Below are 18,249 nucleotides of genomic sequence, written 5' to 3'. Positions count from 1 at the left end.
TCCAAACGACACAGGCAACCCCTGTCCTACACACGCCACTCTGCGCTACACGAGTCGCCATGCGCCGCGTCCTGAACCAGCCCCTTCATCCATTCCTCCAATCACGCCTTCAGCCGGTCACGCCGAGCGTCCCTTCGATGGCTTTCGCAAAGGCATTTCGCCTAACCTAGCGACTTTAGCGCCCGGCACCCGGAGGTAAAAATGCCCGAAACCCGCACCGAAACCGATTCGCTCGGGGGCATCGAAGTCCCGGCCAGCGCCTATTGGGGCGCGCAGACGCAGCGTTCGATCGAGAATTTCCCCTTTCCGGCAAGCGAGCGGATGCCGCTTGCGATCATCCACGCGCTCGCTTTGGTGAAGCAAGCCGCGGCGCGCGTGAGTCGCTCCCACGGCCTGCCTGCCGAAATCGCCGATGCGATCGAGACGGCGGTGGCGGAGGTCGTCGCGGGAACCCATGACGACCAATTCCCGCTTGTCATCTGGCAGACCGGCAGCGGCACGCAATCGAACATGAACGTCAATGAAGTGATCGCGGGCCGCGCCAACGAACTGCTCACCGGCACGCGCGGCGGCAAGGCGCCGGTCCACCCCAACGATCACGTCAATATGAGCCAGTCGTCGAACGACAGCTTCCCGACCGCGCTCCACGTCGCGGCGGTGCTGGCGACCGAGGTTGCGCTGCTGCCCGCGCTCGACCAGCTCACCGCTGCGCTGGCTGCCAAGGCCGACGCCTGGGCCGACATCGTCAAGATCGGCCGGACCCACACGCAGGATGCGACGCCGCTCACGCTGGGGCAGGAGTTCGGTGGCTATGCCGCCCAGCTCGCGAGCTGCCGCCAGCGCATTCTGGGCGCGATCGATGGCGATCTGCGCAAGCTTGCGATCGGCGGCACGGCAGTCGGCACTGGCTTGAACGCGCCCGCGCGCTGGGCGGAGGACATGACCGCCGCAATCAGCGAGATCGCCGGTACGCAGTTCGAAAGCGCACCCAACAAATTCGAGCAACTCGCCGCCAAGGATAGCCTCGTTTTCTTCCATGGCGCGCTCAACACGCTGGCGGTGGCGCTGACCAAGATCGCCAATGACATCCGCTTGCTCGGCTCCGGCCCGCGCTCCGGCTTGGGCGAATTGTCGCTTCCCGCGAACGAACCGGGCAGCTCGATCATGCCGGGCAAGGTCAATCCTACGCAATGTGAAAGCCTGACGATGGTCGCCGCGCAGGTTATCGGCAATAATGGCGCTGTCACGGTCGGCGGGATGCAAGGACATTTCGAGTTAAACGTGTTCATGCCGCTGATCGGCGCGAACGTAATCCGCTCGATCGCTTTGCTCAGCGTCGGCATGGCGAGTTTTGCCGAGCGCTGCATCGAAGGGATCGAGCCGAATCGCGCGCGCATCGCCGAACTGGTTGATCGCTCGCTGATGCTCGTCACTGCGCTCGCGCCCGAGATCGGCTATGACAATGCCGCCAAGATCGCCAAACATGCGCTGGCCGAGGGGCTGACGCTCAAGGAAGCGGGGCTTGCGCTCGGGTTGGTCGATGCCGCGACCTTCGATCGGCTCGTGCGCCCCGAAACGATGGTGTGAAGCCGTTTCGGAACCATATCGTCCGTCGCGCTTTCAGCGGGGCACGAAGCGGAGAAAAAGCATGAGTTTCACGACGATTATCGGTGCAGCCATCGGCAGCGCGATCGACGGGTCGAGCGGCGACGACAGCAGCGTCGACGGCGCGTTCACGGGCGCGATCGCCGCCAATGTCGTCAAAGCGGCAATCCCGCTCGCGCTGACCTTCGCCACCGGCTGGCTGGTGCTGCGCGGGCTTGGCAAGCTGAAGGATCAGGTGTTGGGCGCGGATTTGCCTGGCCGGTAAGCAGGCCGCGCTCTTGACGGGTATGGCGCGTCCGCGCCAAGGGCGGTCATGGCCGACCACCGATCTTCCCAGCCCAAGAGCTTCAAGCGCCGCGGGCTGATGTTCGTTCTGTCCTCGCCGTCGGGCGCGGGCAAATCGACGATCGCCAACCGGCTGCTCAAGGAAGAGCGCAACAAGCTCAAAATGTCGGTGTCCTATACCACCCGCTCGCCGCGCCCGGGCGAGGTCGAGGGCAAGGATTATCACTTCGTCGATAAGGAAACCTTCCGCGGCATGGCGGAGGATGACCAGTTCCTCGAATGGGCGCGCGTGTTCGATCAACGCTACGGCACGCCGCGCGATACGGTGTTCAAGGATCTCGAGACCGGCCAGGACATCTTGTTCGACATCGATTGGCAGGGCGCGCAGCAGCTCTTCCAGCTGGCGGGCGGCGATGTCGTCCGCGTCTTCATCCTGCCGCCCGGCCTCAAGACGCTGCGCCAGCGGCTCGAGGATCGCGCGACTGATACGCAGGAGGTGATCGACCGGCGCATGGACCGTGCGCTGTCCGAGGTGAGCCATTGGGATGGCTATGATTATGTGCTGGTCAACGACGATCTCGACGATTGCTACGACTGCGTCCAGACGATCCTCACCGCCGAGCGGCTCAAGCGCTCACGCCAGCGCGGGATGATCGGCTTCATCCGCCGGCTCCCTGAGAAATAGGCTGCCCGAGAAATAGGAAGCGCACCCCGGCAGCGAAATCGCGCTGCCGCGCTTCGATCCCGGCGGCGGCGAGCGGGTCGCGGCCCCAGCGTTCGGCCTGATAATCCTCATCGAGCATCATCGTGTCCCACACCTGTTCGGGCGTCGCCGCGCCTTCCGCCAGCGCGAGCGCGGCGATCAGCGAGCCCCCGATCGTGACGATCGGCGACAGCGCGGCGAGCGCAAAGGCATCGCGCGCCGCGATCGCCTCGCCGAGACGCGCAAGCGTGGCCGCGGGCTGCGCGCGGTGGAGAATTCCGGTCGCGGTTTCGATACGCACGTCGTAGCGCGCCCGCGCCCAATCGAGCAGCGGGTCCCACGCAGCCAATTGTCGCGCGACGAGGTCGTCGGGCGCATCGGCGCGATAGCAGAGCAAGTCGCTTTCGGCATAGGCCGCCAGGCCGCGCGCGAACAGCGCCGGGTCCGCGCCGACCCGGTCGATCGCTGCATTGGCGAGGCCGGTCAGCGGCATCGCGCGCGGATCGATCTCGCCGGTGACCGCGCGCCATTCCGCCGCGACCGCCTCGGCCAGCGCGTCGGTCGGCAGCGCCAGCGGCACGCGCCCCGGCGTGCGTACCGGCTTGCCGTCGAGATAGACCGCACGGTCTGGGTCGAGGGTAACGGTGGTCCAGAAACGTTTCATTCGTCCCCCGGCGGCGTCCGCCAGCGCCGCGCGAGCGCGCGCGGCAGGATCGCGATCATCAGCAACGCCGACAGTACCAACGCGGTGCCGATCACCTTGGGCACCGTCGCATCGGCGCGCGCGATCAGCACGAGGCCGAGCAGCGCCCCCGCCGACCCGCCGATCCGCGCCGCGACGATCGCGAAATAGCGGTTGCGCACGTGTACATCGGGGTCAGTCACGGTCTCGCTCTCCTAACCGCGGACAAGCCGGGGCAGCGCAGCCACCGCATCGGCGATGGCATGCGCGCCCGCAGCCGTCAGCTCGTCCACAGGGTGATAGCCCCAGGCGACGCCAAGCGCGCGTGCCCCCGCCGCGCGTGCCATCAGCATGTCATAACTCGTATCGCCGATCATCACCGTTGTGGCGGGCGTTGCGCCCGATTCGGCCATCGCTGTCTCGATCATGGACGGATGCGGCTTGGAGGGATGCCGGTCGGCGGTTTGCAGCGTCACGAAGCGCGTGGCGATCTTGTGATGCGCGAGGATGTGCGCGAGCCCGCGATCGGATTTGCCAGTGGCCACGCCGAGCACCCAGCCATCGGCTTGCAGCGCGTCGAGCACCTCGATCATGCCCTCGTACAACGGCTCCTCTGCCATCGCGCCGGACGAGCGCATGCGAAAGAACGCCGCCTTATAATCCTCGGCAAGGCTGCGGTGCAGGCCATCCTCGCCCTCCGGAAGCAGCGTGCGCATCGCCTCGACCAGGCTCAACCCGACGATCCGCCGGATCGCTGCGCGCGGCGGCACGGTAATCGCTGCAAGCACAAAGGCTTCCTCGACCGAGCGACAGATATTGTCCTGGCTGTCGACGAGCGTCCCGTCACAATCGAACAGCGCGAGCTTGTTCATCGCGCCATCGCCTCGGCAAGGGCAGGGTTGCCGCTGCGGTGCAAGCCCGCAATCACACCGACATTGTCCTCGTGCGGCCGGTGCTGGCTGAGTTTGGTCGTACCGCGCACTGCCTCGACCGTTACTTCGAACCCGACGATCGCCTTCAGCAATTTGTCGAAATAGGCCGGATCGGTCTTCGCCCGCGTCCACGGCAATTCGGGCGAAACACGCGGTTCGTGCAGTGTGGCGAGCGTGTCGAGCTGCGCGGTCAGTTCCGCATCGTCAAGCAGCCGCGCCGTACCGACGATTTCGATCGCGACGTAATTCCAGGTCGGCACTTGGGTCGAACCCATCGGATCGGCATACCAGCTCGGGCTGACATAGCCGTCGGTATCGCTGACGCTCAGCAGCAAAGTCGCGCCGGCCAGATGCCGCGCAATCGGATTGCCCCGCGCGACGTGGAAGCGGAAGGCGCCGTCGAAGGGCGTGATCGGCGCATGCGCGACCATCGGACCTTCGGGCGTGCCCGCAAAGATGTGCGCAAATCCCCGCTTCGCGGCAAAGGCAAGCATCGACGCATCGTCAGCGAAGCGGAAAGCGCGGTTCGGGTGCATCTCAGCTCAATCCGACGAGCCGCGCCGCCGCCGTTCGCCCTTGCGGTCCTTGCGGACGGTCTTGGCGTGCTGGCGCGCCTGCTGCTTCTTCACCGCGCGCGTCGGCGGCGGGGGCGATTCGAGCGGCATCGTGTTGCCGAGCATTTCGTCGAACCCCAATTGCTTGAGGCTCTCGGCAAAGTGCGTCGGCAATTCGGCCTGCACGTTGATCGCGCCGCCATCGGGATGGTCGATCCGGATGCGCCGCGAATGGAGGTGCATTTTCCGCGAGATATTGCCGGTCAGGAACGCCGCCTGTCCGCCGTACTTGCCATCGCCGACAATCGGGTGGCCGATCGCCGCGAGATGGACGCGTAGCTGATGCGTGCGCCCGGTGTACGGGATCAGTTCGAGCCAGGCGGTCGTCGTGCCGGCCATTTCGATCACGCGGTAGCGCGTCCGCGCCGGGCTGCCTTCCTTCTCGTCGACATGCATCTTCTCGCCGCCCGATCCCGGCTGCTTGCCGATCGGCAATTCGATCATGCCATCCTCGATCGAGGGCACGCCGACGACCAACGCCCAATAGGTCTTCCGCGCGGTGCGCGAGGAGAAGGATTTGGAGAAATAGGCCGCTGCCCGCGCGGTGCGCGCGATCAGCAGCGCGCCGCTGGTATCCTTGTCGAGTCGGTGGACCAGCTTGGGGCGACCGTCCATGTCATCCTGCAGCGCGTCGAGCAGACCATCGACATGCTCGATCGTCTTGGTGCCGCCTTGCGTGGCGAGGCCGGGCGGCTTGTTGAGCACGATCGCTTGCGCATCGCGGTGGATGACCATTTCGCGCGCAAAGGCGATTTCGTCGTCGGAGAGCGCCGGGCGCTCGCGCTTGACCGGGGCATCGACGCGGACCGGTTCAGCCGGCGGCACGCGAATCGACTGGCCGGTGACGACATGGTCGCCGGGTTTCGCGCGCGCGCCGTCGATGCGGAGCTGCCCGGTGCGCGCCCATTTGGCGACGGTGGTGTAGCTGGTGTCGGGCAAATGCCGCTTGAACCAGCGGTCGAGCCGGATACCGTCATCATCGACGCCGACGTTGAACTGGCGGACGTCGGAGGTCGCTTTGGACGGTGCGACGCTCATGCCGCCACCCGCACGAGCGTGAGGCCGGCAAATAGCGCGATGACCGATCCGATCACCGACAGCAACGCATAGCCGAGCGCCACGCCGAGGCTGCCGCGCTCGATCATCGTCACGACATCGAGCGAGAAGGCCGAAAAGGTCGTAAACCCACCGAGCACGCCGACGCCGAGCAGCAGCCGCCAATTCTCCGAGGCGCTATGCCGCGCGAGGAATGCGGCGAGCACGCCCATCGCAAAACCACCGACGAGGTTCACCGTCAGCGTGCCATAGGGGAAATCCGGGCCGAACCCGCGAAGCGTTGCGCGCCCGACGAGAAAGCGCGCGGCAGAGCCGAGCGCGCCGCCCGTCATAACAAAAAGAAGCTGGTACATCGGGCGCTGTTAGCGCGAATTGCCGCCTTTGAGAACCTAGGGCAGATTTTGCGCGTTCAGCCGCCGTTATTGGCCACCAGGTCGACGTCGGTCCCGCCATCGCGACGACCGGTCAGGGACAGCACATACGCCCCGCCATCGCGGTCGCGGGTGCCGCCAAGCGTATGTTCGGTCCCGTCGGACTGATGCTCGGCCGAATAGCCGCTGGTGGTGACGCGCGTGTAATACCAGTCGAGCACGATCTGCAGCTTGGCCGAGGTCGAAAAAGTGACCGCGCGCAAATGGCACACATCGGTATCGGCACCCGCCGCTTCGACCACGCGTGCGCCGGGATAAAGCGGCACATCGACGGGGAGCCGCTCGGCCCAGCGTGCCGAATAGCGCAGCGCACCGGCACAGCCGCTGGTGCGCTTGTCCCTCTGCCGCGACGCGAGCGCGCCGAGCGTGAGTGAATCGCGCGCCGCCTGACATTCGGGGCAATCCCTGGACGCGGGCGCAGGGGCTGGCTTGATCGTCTCGCTGGTCGCGGTGCCGGTGGTTGCGCCACCCGGCGTTTGCGCGATGCTGACTGGGGGCACGCCACCCGAATACGGCTGCGCTGGCGGGCGGACGCTGTCGGCATTGGATTGCTGCGCGAGGGCGGGATCGACCATGATTTGATCGTGCAAGGCGCTGGTCATGGCGGGATCGCTGACATTGGTGCCGCCCGATCCGGCCTCCACCAATTCGTTATCGAGCGAATCAAGATTACGATCTTCCTCGCGCTTGGCGCAGGCCAGCAAGGCAAGCGGCAGCAGGAGCACGCCCAAAGTGCGGAAACGCGTGAGACCCATCGACCCAAAAGCTCCATTAAGACGCATCTCTTGCACGGGTTTGGGTTAAAAAAGCGTTTGGGATCGGATCACTGTGTGTGTTGCCTTGCTAAAACGCTCTCGGTTAGGCATGTTGAGGGCATGGGCATGATCGTCAACATCGTTTCGATTCTGGTGGGCCTCGTCGCGCTGCCGGTGGCACTCGTCGGGCTGGTACCGTTTTTCGGGATCGCCAATTATCTGGCCATCCCGATCGCGGTGGTGGGGGCGGCGATCGGTATGCTGTCGGGCCATCGGACGGGTCGCAACTTCAACCTCTTCGTCATCATCGTTGCGGTGGTCCGCCTGTTTCTGGGCGGCGGCCTCCTTTAAGGCGAAAGGCCCGACGCTTTCGCGCCGGGCCTTCCCGTTTCGACGTCAGCGGCACTGCACCTGGCCGCGATCGATCGATCGACCGAGCAGGGCGCCTGCCCCGCCGCCGAGCAATGTGCCGAGTGTGCGCGATCCGCCGCCGGCCAGCGAATTGCCGAGCAGGCCGCCCGCCAGCCCGCCGATGATCAGCCCGGTCGTCCCGTCGCTGCGGCGGCAATAATAGCGGTTGTCGCCACCGCGATAAATACGGTCGTTGCGACCCAGGCGGCGGGTCTGATATTTGCCGTCGGCGCGATAGTAGCGGTCGGCATAATAGGTCCGCTGGCCATTTTCGAAGCGGTTGTAATCATAATTGCGATACTGCCGCCAATCGCGCTGGCGATCATTTCGGTCATCGCGGCGGTCATCGCGACGGTCGGTTCGCACATCGCGGCGGTCGTCACGTCGATCGTCCTTGCGGTCGTCCTTGCGATCGCCTCTGCGATCATCTTTGCGATCGTCGCGACGCTCATTGGGTTGCGCCGAGGCAGGGATTGCCGACAGCGAGGTTACCGCGATCGCAGCGGCGAGGATGAACTTGCGCATGTGAAATGCTCCATGGGTAATCCGTGGTGGATTACCCATGAGAACCGTCCGCGTGGCGCGAAGTTGCGTGAACCGAAAACTACGCCGCGTTCACCCGCCCGCAACCCCGATCACATCACGGGTTGAGCGTGTGCGTCAACGTGATTTCAGCGTTGAACAGCTTCGATACCGGGCAATTCGCCTTGGCCTCGGCGGCGATCGCTGCGAACTGTTCCGGCGGAATGCCGTCAATCACCGCCTTCAGATCGAGCGCGGACTTGGTGATGGTAAAGCCGTCGCCATCCTTTTCGAGCGTCACCTTGGCGGTCGTGTCGAGCCGACCGGCCGTGAAGCCAGCGCCAGCCAGCGCAAAACTCAACGCCATCGTGAAGCAGCTCGCATGCGCGGCCGCGATCAATTCCTCCGGGTTGGTGCCGATCCCGTCTTCAAACCGACTGCCAAAGCCATATTGCGCGTGCGACAGCACGCCCGACTGCGTGCAGACATGGCCTTTGCCGTCCTTGCCAAAGCCATCATAGCTGGCCGATCCACTGCGTGTCGTCATCGTGTCGCTCCCTCAAGATCCAAAAAAGGCGCGCACCCTGGGGTGCGCGCCTGATATAGTGACTGCATATGACGGTTCTTAGCGGCAGCGACGATCCGCCGTCAGCGTGCGATCGATCGCGCGACCGCCGAACGCACCGGCGACGCCGCCGAGCACGGTACCAAGCGTCTTGTCACCGCGACCCGCGATCGAATTGCCGAGGAGGGCGCCGCCGACGCCACCGGCGATCAGGCCGGTCGTTCCGTCCGAATGGCGGCAATAGCGACGACCGTCGCTGCCGGTATAGGCGCGCGGCTCATAGTGGCGATGCTTGCGCGCTTCGGCTTGAGTCGTGGGAAATGCCATCGTTGCGGGGATGGCGAGTGAGACGGCGCTGAGCGCCATGATGATGTTACGCATAAAATGCTCCCGTGTGCTTGTTACTTGTTTTGGATCAATTCCAGAACTGTAACGATTGCGATTTTAGTTCGGTTTCATGAACCTGAAACAACGTCGTGTTCATACGCATCCGACCCCATGGCTGCACGAATCACGCGACGCGAAACTGTCCCCGATATCCACGTTATTCACAGGCAGGTGACCGCCATTTAGGGGTTGGTGCGACTCGCAAGTTGTGACAGCATCATGACTGTAAGCAAGCGATGACGAAGCGAGAAATCGAAGAGACATCAATTGCTTATGCCGCGGAAAGCGCCATGGTGCCGCAAGGAAACCGGGCGTCGGTCGTGGCGGGAGATCGAGGATGGCGGCAGGACGGCAGTCGCGCGAGCGACGGCAAGGTCGGTGACCGGAGGCGGACTTCCAAAGGTGTCCGGGCTGGGCTGTCGCTTGCGACGAAAAGCACGGGCACTGGTGTCGGAAGGGTCAAAGAGCGCATTTCTTCACGGGGAAGGGCGGCTTTGCCGGAACGATGCCGAGGCAAAGTGGGCGGGGCAACCCGGACGCTACGCTGGCCACCAGGGTCGCGGGTGCTGAGACTTGCAAGAGGATCGCACCCGACCCTGGCGACCGAAACGCGAAAGCTACGTCGTCCGCGGCGCGGGTGGAGCGGTAGAGGTCGAGGCAATGGGGGTCGGCAGCAATGTCGGCCCCTTTTTGCGTGCCGATGTGCGTCGCCGGTGGCGATCAGCCTTCCGCCAGCACCACCCGCGCGCGGGCGCAATCAGCCTCCATTTGCTCCGTCAGCGCCTCGAGCGAACCGAATTTCGCCTCCGGCCGGAGATAGTCGATCAATTCGACCTCGATCGCCTGACCGTACAGATCCTCGTTGAAATCGAAAAAATACGGCTCAAGCAGCTCCTTTGGCGGATCGAAGGTCGGTCGAATGCCGAGATTCGCCGCACCATCGAGCACACGTCCGTCGGGCAGCCGCCCGCGCACGGCGTAAATACCGTAGGCCGGGCGCAGATACGTCCCCATATCGAGATTTGCGGTCGGATAGCCGATCGTCCGCCCGACCTTGTCGCCATGCTGCACGACGCCTGCCACCGCGAACGGCCGGGTGAGCAAGGCCGCGGCACCGCGCGGGTCGCCCGCTTTGAGCAAATCGCGAATCCGGCTCGAGGATACCGGCGCGCCGTCGAGCGCGACCGGCCCCACTGTCTCGACCGAAAATCCGTTCTTCAGGCCGAGCTCGGCCAGGACGTCGACGTTGCCACCCTTATCCTTGCCGAAAGTAAAGTCGGCTCCGGTCACCACGCCGCCTGTCCCGAGCTTGTCGAGCAGTCGGTCGTCGACGAAGTCCACCGCGCTCTGCGCGGCGAGCGCGGCATCGAAATGAAACACGACCATCGCATCGGCCCCGGCTTCGGCGAACAGCCGCTCGCGCTGATCGAGCGTCGTCAAGCGGAAGGGCGGGGTTTTGGGGCGGAAATGGCGCACCGGGTGCGGATCGAAGGTCGCAACGAGCGCGGGTCGCCCCGCAGCGCGCGCAAGTGCGATCGCGCGGCCAACCACCGCCTGGTGCCCGAGGTGAAATCCATCGAAATTACCGAGCGCCACGATCCCGCCGCGAAAGCGTTCCGGAACCACCGCGCCGCCGTCGAGCCGCGTCATGGCGGTGGCTATACGGGGCGCTTGCCGGGTGCGCCAGCGTCGATTCCGGGGGCGATCCCTGCGCGCAAGACCCGCAGAACATTGCCGCCCATCACCTTGGCAATGTCGGCATCGCTGAAGCCGCGATCGATCAAGGCTTGGGTGACAGCGGCGATCTGGCTCGAATCGAACCCGGTCGTCACCGCGCCGTCGAAATCGGAGCCGAGCCCGACATGATCGATTCCGACCAGATCGCGGACGTGGGCGATCGCAGCAGCAGCAGCTTCGGGCTTGGTCGAACAGATCGCCGCATCCCAATAGCCGATGCCGATCACACCGCCGGTGCGTGCAATCCCGCGGATCTCGTCGTCGGTGAGGTTACGATTGACCTTGCACGTCGCCTGCACGCCGCCATGGCTCGCGACGATTGGGCGGCGCGCCATCGCCAGCACTTCGGCAATCGTCGCGTGGCTCGAATGCGCGATATCGACGACCATCCCGATCGCCTCCATCCGCCGTACGATTTGGCGGCCGAGCGGGGTGAGTCCGCCCTTCGCCTGGCCGTGCATCGATCCGGCGACATCATTGTCGAAGAAATGCGCGAGGCCCGCCATGCGGAACCCGGCGCGGTAGAGGATTTCGAGATTGGCGAACTTGCCCTCCAGATCCTGTAACCCCTCGATCGACAGCATGCCGCCGACAACCTTCTTGCCGCGTGCCCGGTCGGCGAGCAGCCGGTCGAGGTCGCTGGCGGTGCGGATCACGCGCAGCTGCCCATTCGACGCGGCGGCGTAGCGATCAAGCTTCTGTGCGTGCCAGAGCGAGCGCTGGAGCAGCGAACCCCAGGTCCGCGGCGGCTGCAGATCGGCGATGGTCAGCGCGGTGATATTGTCGGTGTCGCCCGAATTAGCGTCGTAATTCTGGCCCTTGGGTGTCTTTGTGACCGAGGAGAAGACCTGCAGCGCGTAATTGCCTGCGAGCAAGCGCGGCAGGTCGACCTGGCCGCGGTCCGCGTGAGTCAGCAAGCTGCGCTGCCACAGCAAAGTGTCGGCATGCATGTCGGCGATCTGCAGTTTGCCGTTGAGAGCTTGGGCGCGTGGGGTAATTTTGAGCGGGATCGCGACGACCTTGTTCATCCCGCGCTCGACGATGCCGGGCGCGAGCGTGAAGAACAGGATGGCGGCGAGGAGGATGACGGCGAGACCGCCCAGCAGGATTTTGCGCATCATTCCATCACCCTCCGTCATGCCGGACTTGTTCCGGCATCCACGGTGCCGCAATCCTTGTGCGTGATGTGTGCGGCACGGTGGACCCCGGCACAAGGCCGGGGTGACGGTTAAGCGGTCCAGCCAACTGGACGTTGCAGCGTGAAAAAGGTGAAAGCCGGCGCGTCGCCGCTAGCGGATATGTCCTCGCGGCTTTCTTCGACCCAATCATCCGCTTGGTCGAGGTTAAAAAACGCGTCCCCTTCGTACGCTCGCCAAATGACCGTCACTTCCGCGCGATCGGTGATGTTGCGGAAAAGTTCGAACACCTCCGCACCCCCGATCACCGCGATATCGCCGTCCCCCGCCAGCGCCAGCGCCGCTTCCACCGAATGCGCCACCTCGGCCCCCGCCGCCGCCCAGCCCGTATCGCGCGTCAGCACGATATGCCGCCGCCCCGGCAGGGGTGCCGGAAAGCTCTCGAAGGTCTTGCGCCCCATGATCATCGGTTTGCCCATCGTCAGCGCCTTGAAGCGCTTGAGGTCGGCGGGCAAATGCCACGGCAAAGTGCCGTCCTGACCGATTACGCCATTTTCGGCGCGTGCGAGCACCAGCGTGATCATACCGCCACCGCTGCTTTAATATGCGGCTGCGCGATATAATCGACGATCCGGAAATCCTCATATTCATACCCGTCGATCGCGCCCGGGTTCCGCAGGATTTCCAGCCGCGGCAGCGGGCCCGGCGTCCGCGTCAATTGCGCGCGCGCCTGGTCGAGGTGGTTGGAGTAGAGGTGGCAATCGCCACCGGTCCAGATGAACTCGCCCGGCTCCAGCCCGCATTGCTGCGCCAGCAACAGCGTCAGCAGCGCATAGCTCGCAATGTTGAACGGCACGCCGAGAAAGATGTCGGCCGATCGCTGGTACAATTGCAGCGAGAGTTTGCCGTTCGCGACATAGGTCTGGAACAGGCAGTGACACGGGGCGAGCGCCATGGCGTGCAGATCGCCCGGATTCCACGCGCTGACGATCTGGCGGCGCGAAGCGGGGTTGGTTTTGATCTGGTCGATCAGCTCGGCGATCTGGTCGATATGGCGGCCATCCGCCGTCTCCCAATCGCGCCATTGCTTGCCGTAAACCGGGCCGAGATCGCCCGCCTCATCGGCCCACTCGTCCCAGATGCTGACCTTGCGATCGCGGAGCCAGCCGACATTGGTGTCGCCGCGCAGGAACCACAGCAATTCGATGATGATCGAACGCACGTGCAGTTTTTTGGTGGTGAGCAACGGAAAACCGTCGGCGAGATCGAATCGCATCTGGTGGCCGAACACCGACAGCGTGCCGGTGCCGGTGCGGTCCATCTGAGGGGTACCATGGTCGAGCGCGCGGCGCATCAGGTCGAGATATTCTTGCATGGCCACCCGTGTAGCGATCCGTCATCGCCGCGCCAACTGCCACCGTGTTTGCGCAGGTTCGCGTCATTTCGGATGATGTTTGCGTATCGCTGCCCCCAACTTTGCGGAATTCGCAAGGGCATGGAGCCACCCTATTTTCGCTTGCCGTTGGCGCGCCTCGCCGCGCTTGAAAGTGGCCCGCTGGGTGCTACGATCGCCTTGTTCGAGCCGATCGCCATGGTGCGCGAGGAGGTCGCGGTGTTTGCCTATCTTGATCCGAAATGGAGGCTCCTCGGGATGCGCCATGTGCCCTCTGGCCTGGCCGATGCGGTGATGATTCCCATCCGCGACATCGTTGCCGATGCGCTTGCGTTCGATTGCACTACGGTGGTGATGGCGCACAACCATCCCAGCGGCGATCCCACGCCGAGCGATGCCGACTATGCCTTTACCCGTCGCCTTGCGCATGCGCTCGATCCGGTCGGGGTGCGGCTGTTCGACCATCTCGTGCTGGCGCGCGACGGGTGCGAAAGCTTTCGTCGACGCGGGCTGCTTTAATTCAGCCGGCAGGCCTTGATCGTGCCGGGTTCGGGCCGGGCGCCGGTCGGGCGAAACGCGGCGAGATACCCGCCGGCGGATGGCATGTCATAGCGCGCGACCTCGGCATAGCCGACGGCGGCGAATTCGCAGCGCAGCAGCGCAGGTGGTGTGCCGTGATTGCGCGTCGGGCGGTTGGCATCGACCACGATGACAAGGCCGTCGGGTTTCAACGAAGGGCGCATCCGCCACAGAAATTCGTAAGGCTGGTCGATCTCATGGTACATGTGGATCATCAGCACGCGATCGAAACTGTTGGCGGGCAAACGTGGGTCGGCGGGCGCGCCGAGCCGGACGCTGACATTCTCGAGCCGTTCGCGCGTGACGCGCAAAGCCAATGTATCGCGAACGTCGGCGACGATGTCCTCGGCGAGCACGCGTCCGTTTTTGCCGACGCGGCTGGCAAGGCGGATGGTGTAATAGCCCTCACCCGCGCCGATATCGGCGACGGTCATGCCGGGCTTGATCCCGGCCTTGTTCATCACCTCGCCCGCTTCGTTGACGCGGTCGCGTGCTTCCTCTGTCGACCAGCGTGACGAGATGATCGCGGCGACCGGGCGGTCGGCGGCAGGGAAGGGGCCGACCTGCTGCGTCGTGTCGGGCACGCGCGGCTGCCCGCCGTCGCATGCGGCGAGGAGCATGAAGGCAAGGAGGGCGGCTCGAGCCTTGCTCACTCGACGTCCTCAACCTCGACCGTCTCGCCGGTCACGCGCTGCGACAGTGCCGCCGCCATGAACGCATCGAGATCGCCGTCGAGCACATCCGACGGGCTCGACGAGGTGACGCCGGTACGCAAATCCTTGACCATCTGATACGGCTGGAGGACGTAGCTGCGAATCTGATGCCCCCAGCCAATGTCGGTCTTGCCGGCATTCTCGGCATTGGCCGCGGTCTCGCGGATCGCCAGTTCGCGTTCGTACAGTCGCGCGCGGAGCTGGTTGTACGCTTCGGCCTTGTTCTTGTGCTGGCTGCGCTGGTTCTGGCACTGGACGACGATCCCGGTCGGAATGTGCGTGATGCGCACCGCCGAATCGGTCGTGTTGATGTGCTGGCCACCCGCTCCGCTTGCGCGGTACGTGTCGATACGCAAGTCGCTCTCATTATATTCGACGTTGATGTCGTCATCGACGACCGGATAAACCCAGACGCTCGCAAACGACGTATGACGGCGCGCGGCGCTGTCATACGGGCTGATTCGCACCAGACGGTGGACGCCGCTTTCGGTCTTGGCATAGCCATAAGCGTTCTCGCCTTTGAGCAGCAGCGTCGCCGATTTGATTCCGGCTTGCTCGCCCGAATGCTGGTCGATCAGCTCGACTTTCAGCCCGTGGCGTTCGCCCCAGCGCGAATACATCCGGCTGAGCATTCCGGCCCAATCTTGGCTCTCGGTGCCGCCCGCGCCAGCATTCACCTCGATATAGGTGTCGTTGCCATCTGCCTCGCCGGCGAGCAGCGCCTTGACCTTGTCGGTGTCGGCGCGGCGCGCGAGATCTGCGAGCGCGGCGACGCCCTCGGCTTCCATCTCGGTATCGCCCTCCGCCTCGGCCATCTCGATCAGTTCGGCGGTATCGTTCAGCTCGCTTTCGATCGCGCGCGTCGCGGAAATCGCCTCATCAAGCCGCCGCCGTTCGCGCATCACCACTTGCGCGGCCTTGGGGTCGTTCCACAAGGCCTGATCCTCGACGCGCGCGTTGAGTTCGTCGAGCCGCCGCAGCGCACGGTCCCAGTCGAGGAACCGGCGGAGCAAGGCGAGCGCGTCCTTGATCGAATCGATATGGGCCTGCGCTTCGGCGCGCATCGTCTACTCCAAACTTAAATTCCGGTGTCATCCCCGCGGAAGCGGGGACCCTTCACCCATCGCTGCGAGATGGGTCCCCGCTTTCGCGGGGATGACAACCATAGGTGTTGAAAGCCACCGCTAGTAGATGCCGCCCTGCCTTTGCAAGAAATCGCTGTCGCGGCGCGCTTCCTTCTGCTGCCGCGCTTGCTCCGCGGCACGCGTTTTCGCCGCGGCGGCGGCTGCCGCAACGGCCGCCGGATCGGGTAGGATCAGGTCGCGGCGCACGGCGCGGCGCGGCTCGCTCTCGGGCTTGAACGCTTCCCAGATGACCGCCGCCTTGGGATCGTCGCTCGGCCATGCGCCGAACACGGGCTTGCCACTGGCGCGATCGATGCGGACCATGCGGATGCCCGCCGGCGCGCGGAACGGCAGCTTGTCCAAGCCTTCATACGCCTTCGTGGCGAACGCCTTGAAGATCGGCGCGGCGATCGTCCCGCCTTGCGCAGCGCCACCGAGCGAGTGCGGCGTGTCATAGCCGATATACAGCCCGCCGATCATTTGCGGGGTTCCGCCAATGAACCACACATCGGTCGGCCCGGTGTTGGTGCCGGTCTTGCCGAACATCGGCCGATCGAGATCGCGCAGCACGGTCGCGGTGCCGCGCTGGATCACGCCCTCGGCGATGTGGACCATTTGATAGGCGCTCATCGCGTCGACGATCTGCTTGCCGCCCGACACCGGCCGCGGCATCGGCTTGCCGTTCCAGTCGGGCGCGTTGCAGCGGTCGCACGCGCGCCAATTCGTCGGGAACACGACCTTGCCGTGCCGGTCCTGCACGAAATCGATCAGGGTTGAGGGGTGCGACCGCCCCTGATTGGCGAGGATCGCATAGGCGTTGACCATGCGCGACACCGTCGTCTCACCCGCACCGAGCGCGAAAGACAGATAGGGCGGATATTTGCCGATGCCGATCCGGTCCATGAGCGCCACCACCCGCGGCATGCCCGTGGTCGCGGCGGCACGGACCGTCATCAGGTTGCGTGACTGTTCGACGCCCCAGCGCATCGTGTGCGAGCCGGAGCCGCCGACATTGCCGAAGTTGCGGAAGCATTTCTGGCCGAGCCGCGCGCCCTGGAACACGCAAAACGGCCCATCGACGATGATCGACGCCGGCGTCATCCCGCCTTCCAGCGCGGCGGCATAGACGATCGGCTTGATCGTTGATCCCGGCTGGCGCAGCGCTTGCGTCGCGCGGTTGAAGGCCTGGATGCGAAAATCGAACCCGCCTTGCATCGCCAGCACGCGCCCGGTCTGCGGCTCCTCGACCACGAACGCGCCCGAGACTTTCGGGACCGAGCGCAGCGCGAACGCCCCGCCCTCGGGTGCGACCGCGATGATGTCGCCGGGCTTGAGCGCCGCAAACGCCGTTCCGCCCTCGCCGCGCACGGGCATCTGGGCACCCCAACGTGGCAGCGCGCCCGTGCTGCCATCGGCAAAGCCGATTTCGGCACTCTCGCTGCCCAGCGCCGTGACGATCGCAGCGCGCCAATTGTCGTAATCGAGCCCGATATTGGTGTTGAGCAAGGCGCTCTGCCATGCTGCCCCGTCAATTCCGACATGGCCAAGCGGCCCCGACCAGCCACGCCCGCTTTCGAAGCGCAGCAACCCCTGGCGCAGCGCGGTCTGCGCATAGTCCTGCAGTTTATTGTCGAGCGAGGTGCGCACCCACAGCCCGCCCGAATAGACGCTGTATGGCCCGGCGCGTTGATCTTCGCCGAATTTGTCGAGCAACTGACGTCGCACTTCCTCGACGAAATAGCCGCTGCCGGCGGTTTCGGTCTTGGGCGTCTGGCGCGGCACGGTGCCGAGCGGTTCGGCCATCGCCGAATCATGCTGCGCTTGCGTGATGAAGCGGTTCTTGAGCATCTCGCGCAACACATAAGCGCGACGGTCGAGCGCACGTTGCGTGTGGCGGACCGGGTCGTAATTGGACGGCCCCTTGGGCAGGATCGCGAGATACGCCATTTGCGCCAGATCGAGCTGGTTCAGATCCTTGCCGAAATAGGCATAGCTCGCCGCTTCGACTCCGAAGGCGTTGCGGCCAAGCGCGATCTGGTTGAGGTACAGTTCCAGGATTTGCTGCTTGGTCAGCGTATCCTCGATCCGGTAAGCGAGAATCGCTTCCTTGATCTTGCGGGTATAGCTTTGCGCATTGCCGATCAGCAGGTTCTTCGCGACCTGCTGCGTAATGGTCGAGGCACCGGCGGCGCGGCGCTTGGTCGTCAGATTGGTGAAGGCGGCATTGGCGATGCCGAGATAGTCGACCCCGTGATGCTCGAAAAAGGTCTTGTCCTCCGCCGCCAGAAAGGCGCGGACCAGCAGCGGCGGATATTCTTCATAGCTGAGTTCGACGCGCCGCTCGCGCGCGTAGCTGTGGATCGGCGTGCCATCGACCCCGCGGACGTTGGTCGGCAGCGGGGGTTCATAGGTACGCAACGTATCGACCGAGGGCAGGCCGGCCGCGAAGACAAACCAGAAGATCGCATAGCCAATGAGCGCCAGCACCCCGAGCACCGCCAGCGTCTTGACCCACCAGCGCGCCCACCAGCGCGCGACGACTCCGCGGAAGCCGTCCATCTCACGGCGAATGCGGAATTTTACGGTTGTATCGTCGGACGCGGTCATAGGGTGTGAGGC

The 18,249-nt window shown here is 64.8% G+C and carries 22 protein-coding genes; 5 read left to right on the top strand and 17 right to left on the bottom strand.

The features are described 5' to 3' along the window. Positions 1-201 precede the first annotated feature (201 nt). The 3 genes from fumC to gmk all read left to right on the top strand — a co-directional run bounded on the left by fumC (position 202) and on the right by gmk (position 2,575). Positions 202-1,587, top strand: a complete 1,386-nt coding sequence (gene fumC / locus IEV62_RS01265) for a class II fumarate hydratase (protein WP_188444952.1) — start codon at positions 202-204, stop codon at positions 1,585-1,587. Between the two features lie 61 nt (positions 1,588-1,648). After that, entirely contained in the window at positions 1,649-1,870 is a 222-nt protein-coding gene (locus IEV62_RS01260; RefSeq protein ID WP_188444951.1) for a hypothetical protein, read from the top strand. 48 nt (positions 1,871-1,918) lie between these two features. Next, entirely contained in the window at positions 1,919-2,575 is a 657-nt protein-coding gene (gmk, locus tag IEV62_RS01255; protein WP_188444950.1) for a guanylate kinase, read from the top strand. Here gmk and IEV62_RS01250 read toward each other — a convergent pair. Genes IEV62_RS01250 through IEV62_RS01220 form a run of 7 tightly spaced genes read right to left on the bottom strand, consistent with a single transcriptional unit; the run spans position 2,550 to position 7,063 of the window. Beyond that, positions 2,550-3,257: an ATP12 family chaperone protein gene (locus IEV62_RS01250; protein WP_188444949.1), complete on the bottom strand. Its 708-nt coding sequence runs from the start codon at positions 3,255-3,257 to the stop codon at positions 2,550-2,552. The two genes, gmk and IEV62_RS01250, sit on opposite strands and share 26 nt — an antisense overlap. Then, the gene (locus IEV62_RS01245) at positions 3,254-3,478 is read right to left on the bottom strand and encodes a hypothetical protein (protein ID WP_188444948.1); all 225 of its coding nucleotides are present in this window, start codon (positions 3,476-3,478) and stop codon (positions 3,254-3,256) included. The genes IEV62_RS01250 and IEV62_RS01245 overlap by 4 nt, the downstream gene beginning before the upstream one ends. Positions 3,479-3,490: 12 nt before the next feature. Beyond that, on the bottom strand, positions 3,491-4,147 hold the full coding sequence (locus IEV62_RS01240) for an HAD-IA family hydrolase (protein WP_188444947.1): 657 nt from the start codon (positions 4,145-4,147) through the stop codon (positions 3,491-3,493). After that, positions 4,144-4,743 (bottom strand): FMN-binding negative transcriptional regulator, encoded by a 600-nt coding sequence (locus tag IEV62_RS01235; protein ID WP_188444946.1) that lies wholly within the window; start codon positions 4,741-4,743, stop codon positions 4,144-4,146. Before IEV62_RS01235 ends, IEV62_RS01240 begins: the two co-directional genes overlap by 4 nt. Positions 4,744-4,749: 6 nt before the next feature. Then, positions 4,750-5,859, bottom strand: coding sequence for an RluA family pseudouridine synthase (locus IEV62_RS01230; RefSeq protein WP_188444945.1), 1,110 nt, complete (start codon positions 5,857-5,859; stop codon positions 4,750-4,752). Continuing rightward, complete coding sequence (crcB, locus tag IEV62_RS01225; protein WP_188444944.1) at positions 5,856-6,230, bottom strand: fluoride efflux transporter CrcB; 375 nt, start codon at positions 6,228-6,230, stop codon at positions 5,856-5,858. Before crcB ends, IEV62_RS01230 begins: the two co-directional genes overlap by 4 nt. 56 nt (positions 6,231-6,286) lie before the next feature. Beyond that, positions 6,287-7,063, bottom strand: coding sequence for a hypothetical protein (locus tag IEV62_RS01220; protein ID WP_188444943.1), 777 nt, complete (start codon positions 7,061-7,063; stop codon positions 6,287-6,289). 120 nt (positions 7,064-7,183) lie between these two features. On the opposite strand from IEV62_RS01220, the gene IEV62_RS01215 reads away from it, so the two are divergent. Further along, on the top strand, positions 7,184-7,414 hold the full coding sequence (locus IEV62_RS01215) for a hypothetical protein (RefSeq protein WP_188444942.1): 231 nt from the start codon (positions 7,184-7,186) through the stop codon (positions 7,412-7,414). 45 nt (positions 7,415-7,459) lie between these two features. Here the strand turns inward: IEV62_RS01215 and IEV62_RS01210 are convergent, their stop codons facing one another. From IEV62_RS01210 to IEV62_RS01180, 7 genes are all read right to left on the bottom strand, one after another. After that, positions 7,460-7,999, bottom strand: a complete 540-nt coding sequence (locus IEV62_RS01210; RefSeq protein ID WP_188444941.1) for a glycine zipper 2TM domain-containing protein — start codon at positions 7,997-7,999, stop codon at positions 7,460-7,462. 115 nt (positions 8,000-8,114) lie between these two features. Then, the gene (locus IEV62_RS01205; protein WP_188444940.1) at positions 8,115-8,543 is read right to left on the bottom strand and encodes an OsmC family protein; all 429 of its coding nucleotides are present in this window, start codon (positions 8,541-8,543) and stop codon (positions 8,115-8,117) included. 78 nt (positions 8,544-8,621) lie between these two features. Then, positions 8,622-8,942, bottom strand: a complete 321-nt coding sequence (locus IEV62_RS01200; protein ID WP_188444939.1) for a glycine zipper 2TM domain-containing protein — start codon at positions 8,940-8,942, stop codon at positions 8,622-8,624. Positions 8,943-9,668: 726 nt separating this feature from the next. Then, a complete protein-coding gene (locus IEV62_RS01195) occupies positions 9,669-10,598 on the bottom strand; it encodes a bifunctional riboflavin kinase/FAD synthetase (protein WP_188444938.1) in 930 nt (309 codons plus the stop codon). Between the two features lie 8 nt (positions 10,599-10,606). Beyond that, positions 10,607-11,806 (bottom strand): dipeptidase, encoded by a 1,200-nt coding sequence (locus IEV62_RS01190; RefSeq protein ID WP_188444937.1) that lies wholly within the window; start codon positions 11,804-11,806, stop codon positions 10,607-10,609. A 107-nt stretch (positions 11,807-11,913) separates the two neighbouring features. Then, positions 11,914-12,405 carry a dihydrofolate reductase gene (locus IEV62_RS01185; RefSeq protein WP_188444936.1) on the bottom strand — a complete coding sequence of 164 codons (492 nt, stop codon included), beginning with the start codon at positions 12,403-12,405 and terminating at the stop codon, positions 11,914-11,916. Beyond that, positions 12,402-13,196: a thymidylate synthase gene (locus IEV62_RS01180; protein WP_188444935.1), complete on the bottom strand. Its 795-nt coding sequence runs from the start codon at positions 13,194-13,196 to the stop codon at positions 12,402-12,404. The genes IEV62_RS01185 and IEV62_RS01180 overlap by 4 nt, the downstream gene beginning before the upstream one ends. A gap of 120 nt (positions 13,197-13,316) precedes the next feature. On the opposite strand from IEV62_RS01180, the gene IEV62_RS01175 reads away from it, so the two are divergent. Then, positions 13,317-13,733, top strand: coding sequence for a JAB domain-containing protein (locus tag IEV62_RS01175; RefSeq protein ID WP_188444934.1), 417 nt, complete (start codon positions 13,317-13,319; stop codon positions 13,731-13,733). Here IEV62_RS01175 and IEV62_RS01170 read toward each other — a convergent pair. The 3 genes from IEV62_RS01170 to IEV62_RS01160 all read right to left on the bottom strand — a co-directional run bounded on the left by IEV62_RS01170 (position 13,730) and on the right by IEV62_RS01160 (position 18,237). After that, the gene (locus tag IEV62_RS01170) at positions 13,730-14,413 is read right to left on the bottom strand and encodes a class I SAM-dependent methyltransferase (protein WP_188445017.1); all 684 of its coding nucleotides are present in this window, start codon (positions 14,411-14,413) and stop codon (positions 13,730-13,732) included. The two genes, IEV62_RS01175 and IEV62_RS01170, sit on opposite strands and share 4 nt — an antisense overlap. A gap of 29 nt (positions 14,414-14,442) precedes the next feature. Continuing rightward, positions 14,443-15,570 (bottom strand): peptide chain release factor 2, encoded by a 1,128-nt coding sequence (prfB, locus tag IEV62_RS01165; protein ID WP_188444933.1) that lies wholly within the window; start codon positions 15,568-15,570, stop codon positions 14,443-14,445. A 120-nt stretch (positions 15,571-15,690) separates the two neighbouring features. After that, entirely contained in the window at positions 15,691-18,237 is a 2,547-nt protein-coding gene (locus IEV62_RS01160) for a penicillin-binding protein 1A (protein ID WP_188444932.1), read from the bottom strand. Positions 18,238-18,249: the final 12 nt, after the last annotated feature.

Source organism: Sphingomonas psychrolutea, assembly GCF_014636175.1.
GTDB classification, from domain to species: domain Bacteria; phylum Pseudomonadota; class Alphaproteobacteria; order Sphingomonadales; family Sphingomonadaceae; genus Sphingomonas; species Sphingomonas psychrolutea.
This window is presented reverse-complemented; position numbering and strand designations above follow the sequence as displayed.

Coding starts and splice junctions, on each gene's coding strand:
- fumC (WP_188444952.1), top strand. CDS start 202: ATGCCCGAAACCCGCACCGAAACCGATTCGCTCGGGGGCATCGAAGTC.
- IEV62_RS01260 (WP_188444951.1), top strand. CDS start 1,649: ATGAGTTTCACGACGATTATCGGTGCAGCCATCGGCAGCGCGATCGAC.
- gmk (WP_188444950.1), top strand. CDS start 1,919: ATGGCCGACCACCGATCTTCCCAGCCCAAGAGCTTCAAGCGCCGCGGG.
- IEV62_RS01250 (WP_188444949.1), bottom strand. CDS start 3,257: ATGAAACGTTTCTGGACCACCGTTACCCTCGACCCAGACCGTGCGGTC.
- IEV62_RS01240 (WP_188444947.1), bottom strand. CDS start 4,147: ATGAACAAGCTCGCGCTGTTCGATTGTGACGGGACGCTCGTCGACAGC.
- IEV62_RS01235 (WP_188444946.1), bottom strand. CDS start 4,743: ATGCACCCGAACCGCGCTTTCCGCTTCGCTGACGATGCGTCGATGCTT.
- IEV62_RS01230 (WP_188444945.1), bottom strand. CDS start 5,859: ATGAGCGTCGCACCGTCCAAAGCGACCTCCGACGTCCGCCAGTTCAAC.
- crcB (WP_188444944.1), bottom strand. CDS start 6,230: ATGTACCAGCTTCTTTTTGTTATGACGGGCGGCGCGCTCGGCTCTGCC.
- IEV62_RS01220 (WP_188444943.1), bottom strand. CDS start 7,063: ATGGGTCTCACGCGTTTCCGCACTTTGGGCGTGCTCCTGCTGCCGCTT.
- IEV62_RS01215 (WP_188444942.1), top strand. CDS start 7,184: ATGGGCATGATCGTCAACATCGTTTCGATTCTGGTGGGCCTCGTCGCG.
- IEV62_RS01210 (WP_188444941.1), bottom strand. CDS start 7,999: ATGCGCAAGTTCATCCTCGCCGCTGCGATCGCGGTAACCTCGCTGTCG.
- IEV62_RS01205 (WP_188444940.1), bottom strand. CDS start 8,543: ATGACGACACGCAGTGGATCGGCCAGCTATGATGGCTTTGGCAAGGAC.
- IEV62_RS01200 (WP_188444939.1), bottom strand. CDS start 8,942: ATGCGTAACATCATCATGGCGCTCAGCGCCGTCTCACTCGCCATCCCC.
- IEV62_RS01195 (WP_188444938.1), bottom strand. CDS start 10,598: ATGACGCGGCTCGACGGCGGCGCGGTGGTTCCGGAACGCTTTCGCGGC.
- IEV62_RS01190 (WP_188444937.1), bottom strand. CDS start 11,806: ATGATGCGCAAAATCCTGCTGGGCGGTCTCGCCGTCATCCTCCTCGCC.
- IEV62_RS01185 (WP_188444936.1), bottom strand. CDS start 12,405: ATGATCACGCTGGTGCTCGCACGCGCCGAAAATGGCGTAATCGGTCAG.
- IEV62_RS01180 (WP_188444935.1), bottom strand. CDS start 13,196: ATGCAAGAATATCTCGACCTGATGCGCCGCGCGCTCGACCATGGTACC.
- IEV62_RS01175 (WP_188444934.1), top strand. CDS start 13,317: ATGGAGCCACCCTATTTTCGCTTGCCGTTGGCGCGCCTCGCCGCGCTT.
- IEV62_RS01170 (WP_188445017.1), bottom strand. CDS start 14,413: ATGCTCCTCGCCGCATGCGACGGCGGGCAGCCGCGCGTGCCCGACACG.
- prfB (WP_188444933.1), bottom strand. CDS start 15,570: ATGCGCGCCGAAGCGCAGGCCCATATCGATTCGATCAAGGACGCGCTC.
- IEV62_RS01160 (WP_188444932.1), bottom strand. CDS start 18,237: ATGACCGCGTCCGACGATACAACCGTAAAATTCCGCATTCGCCGTGAG.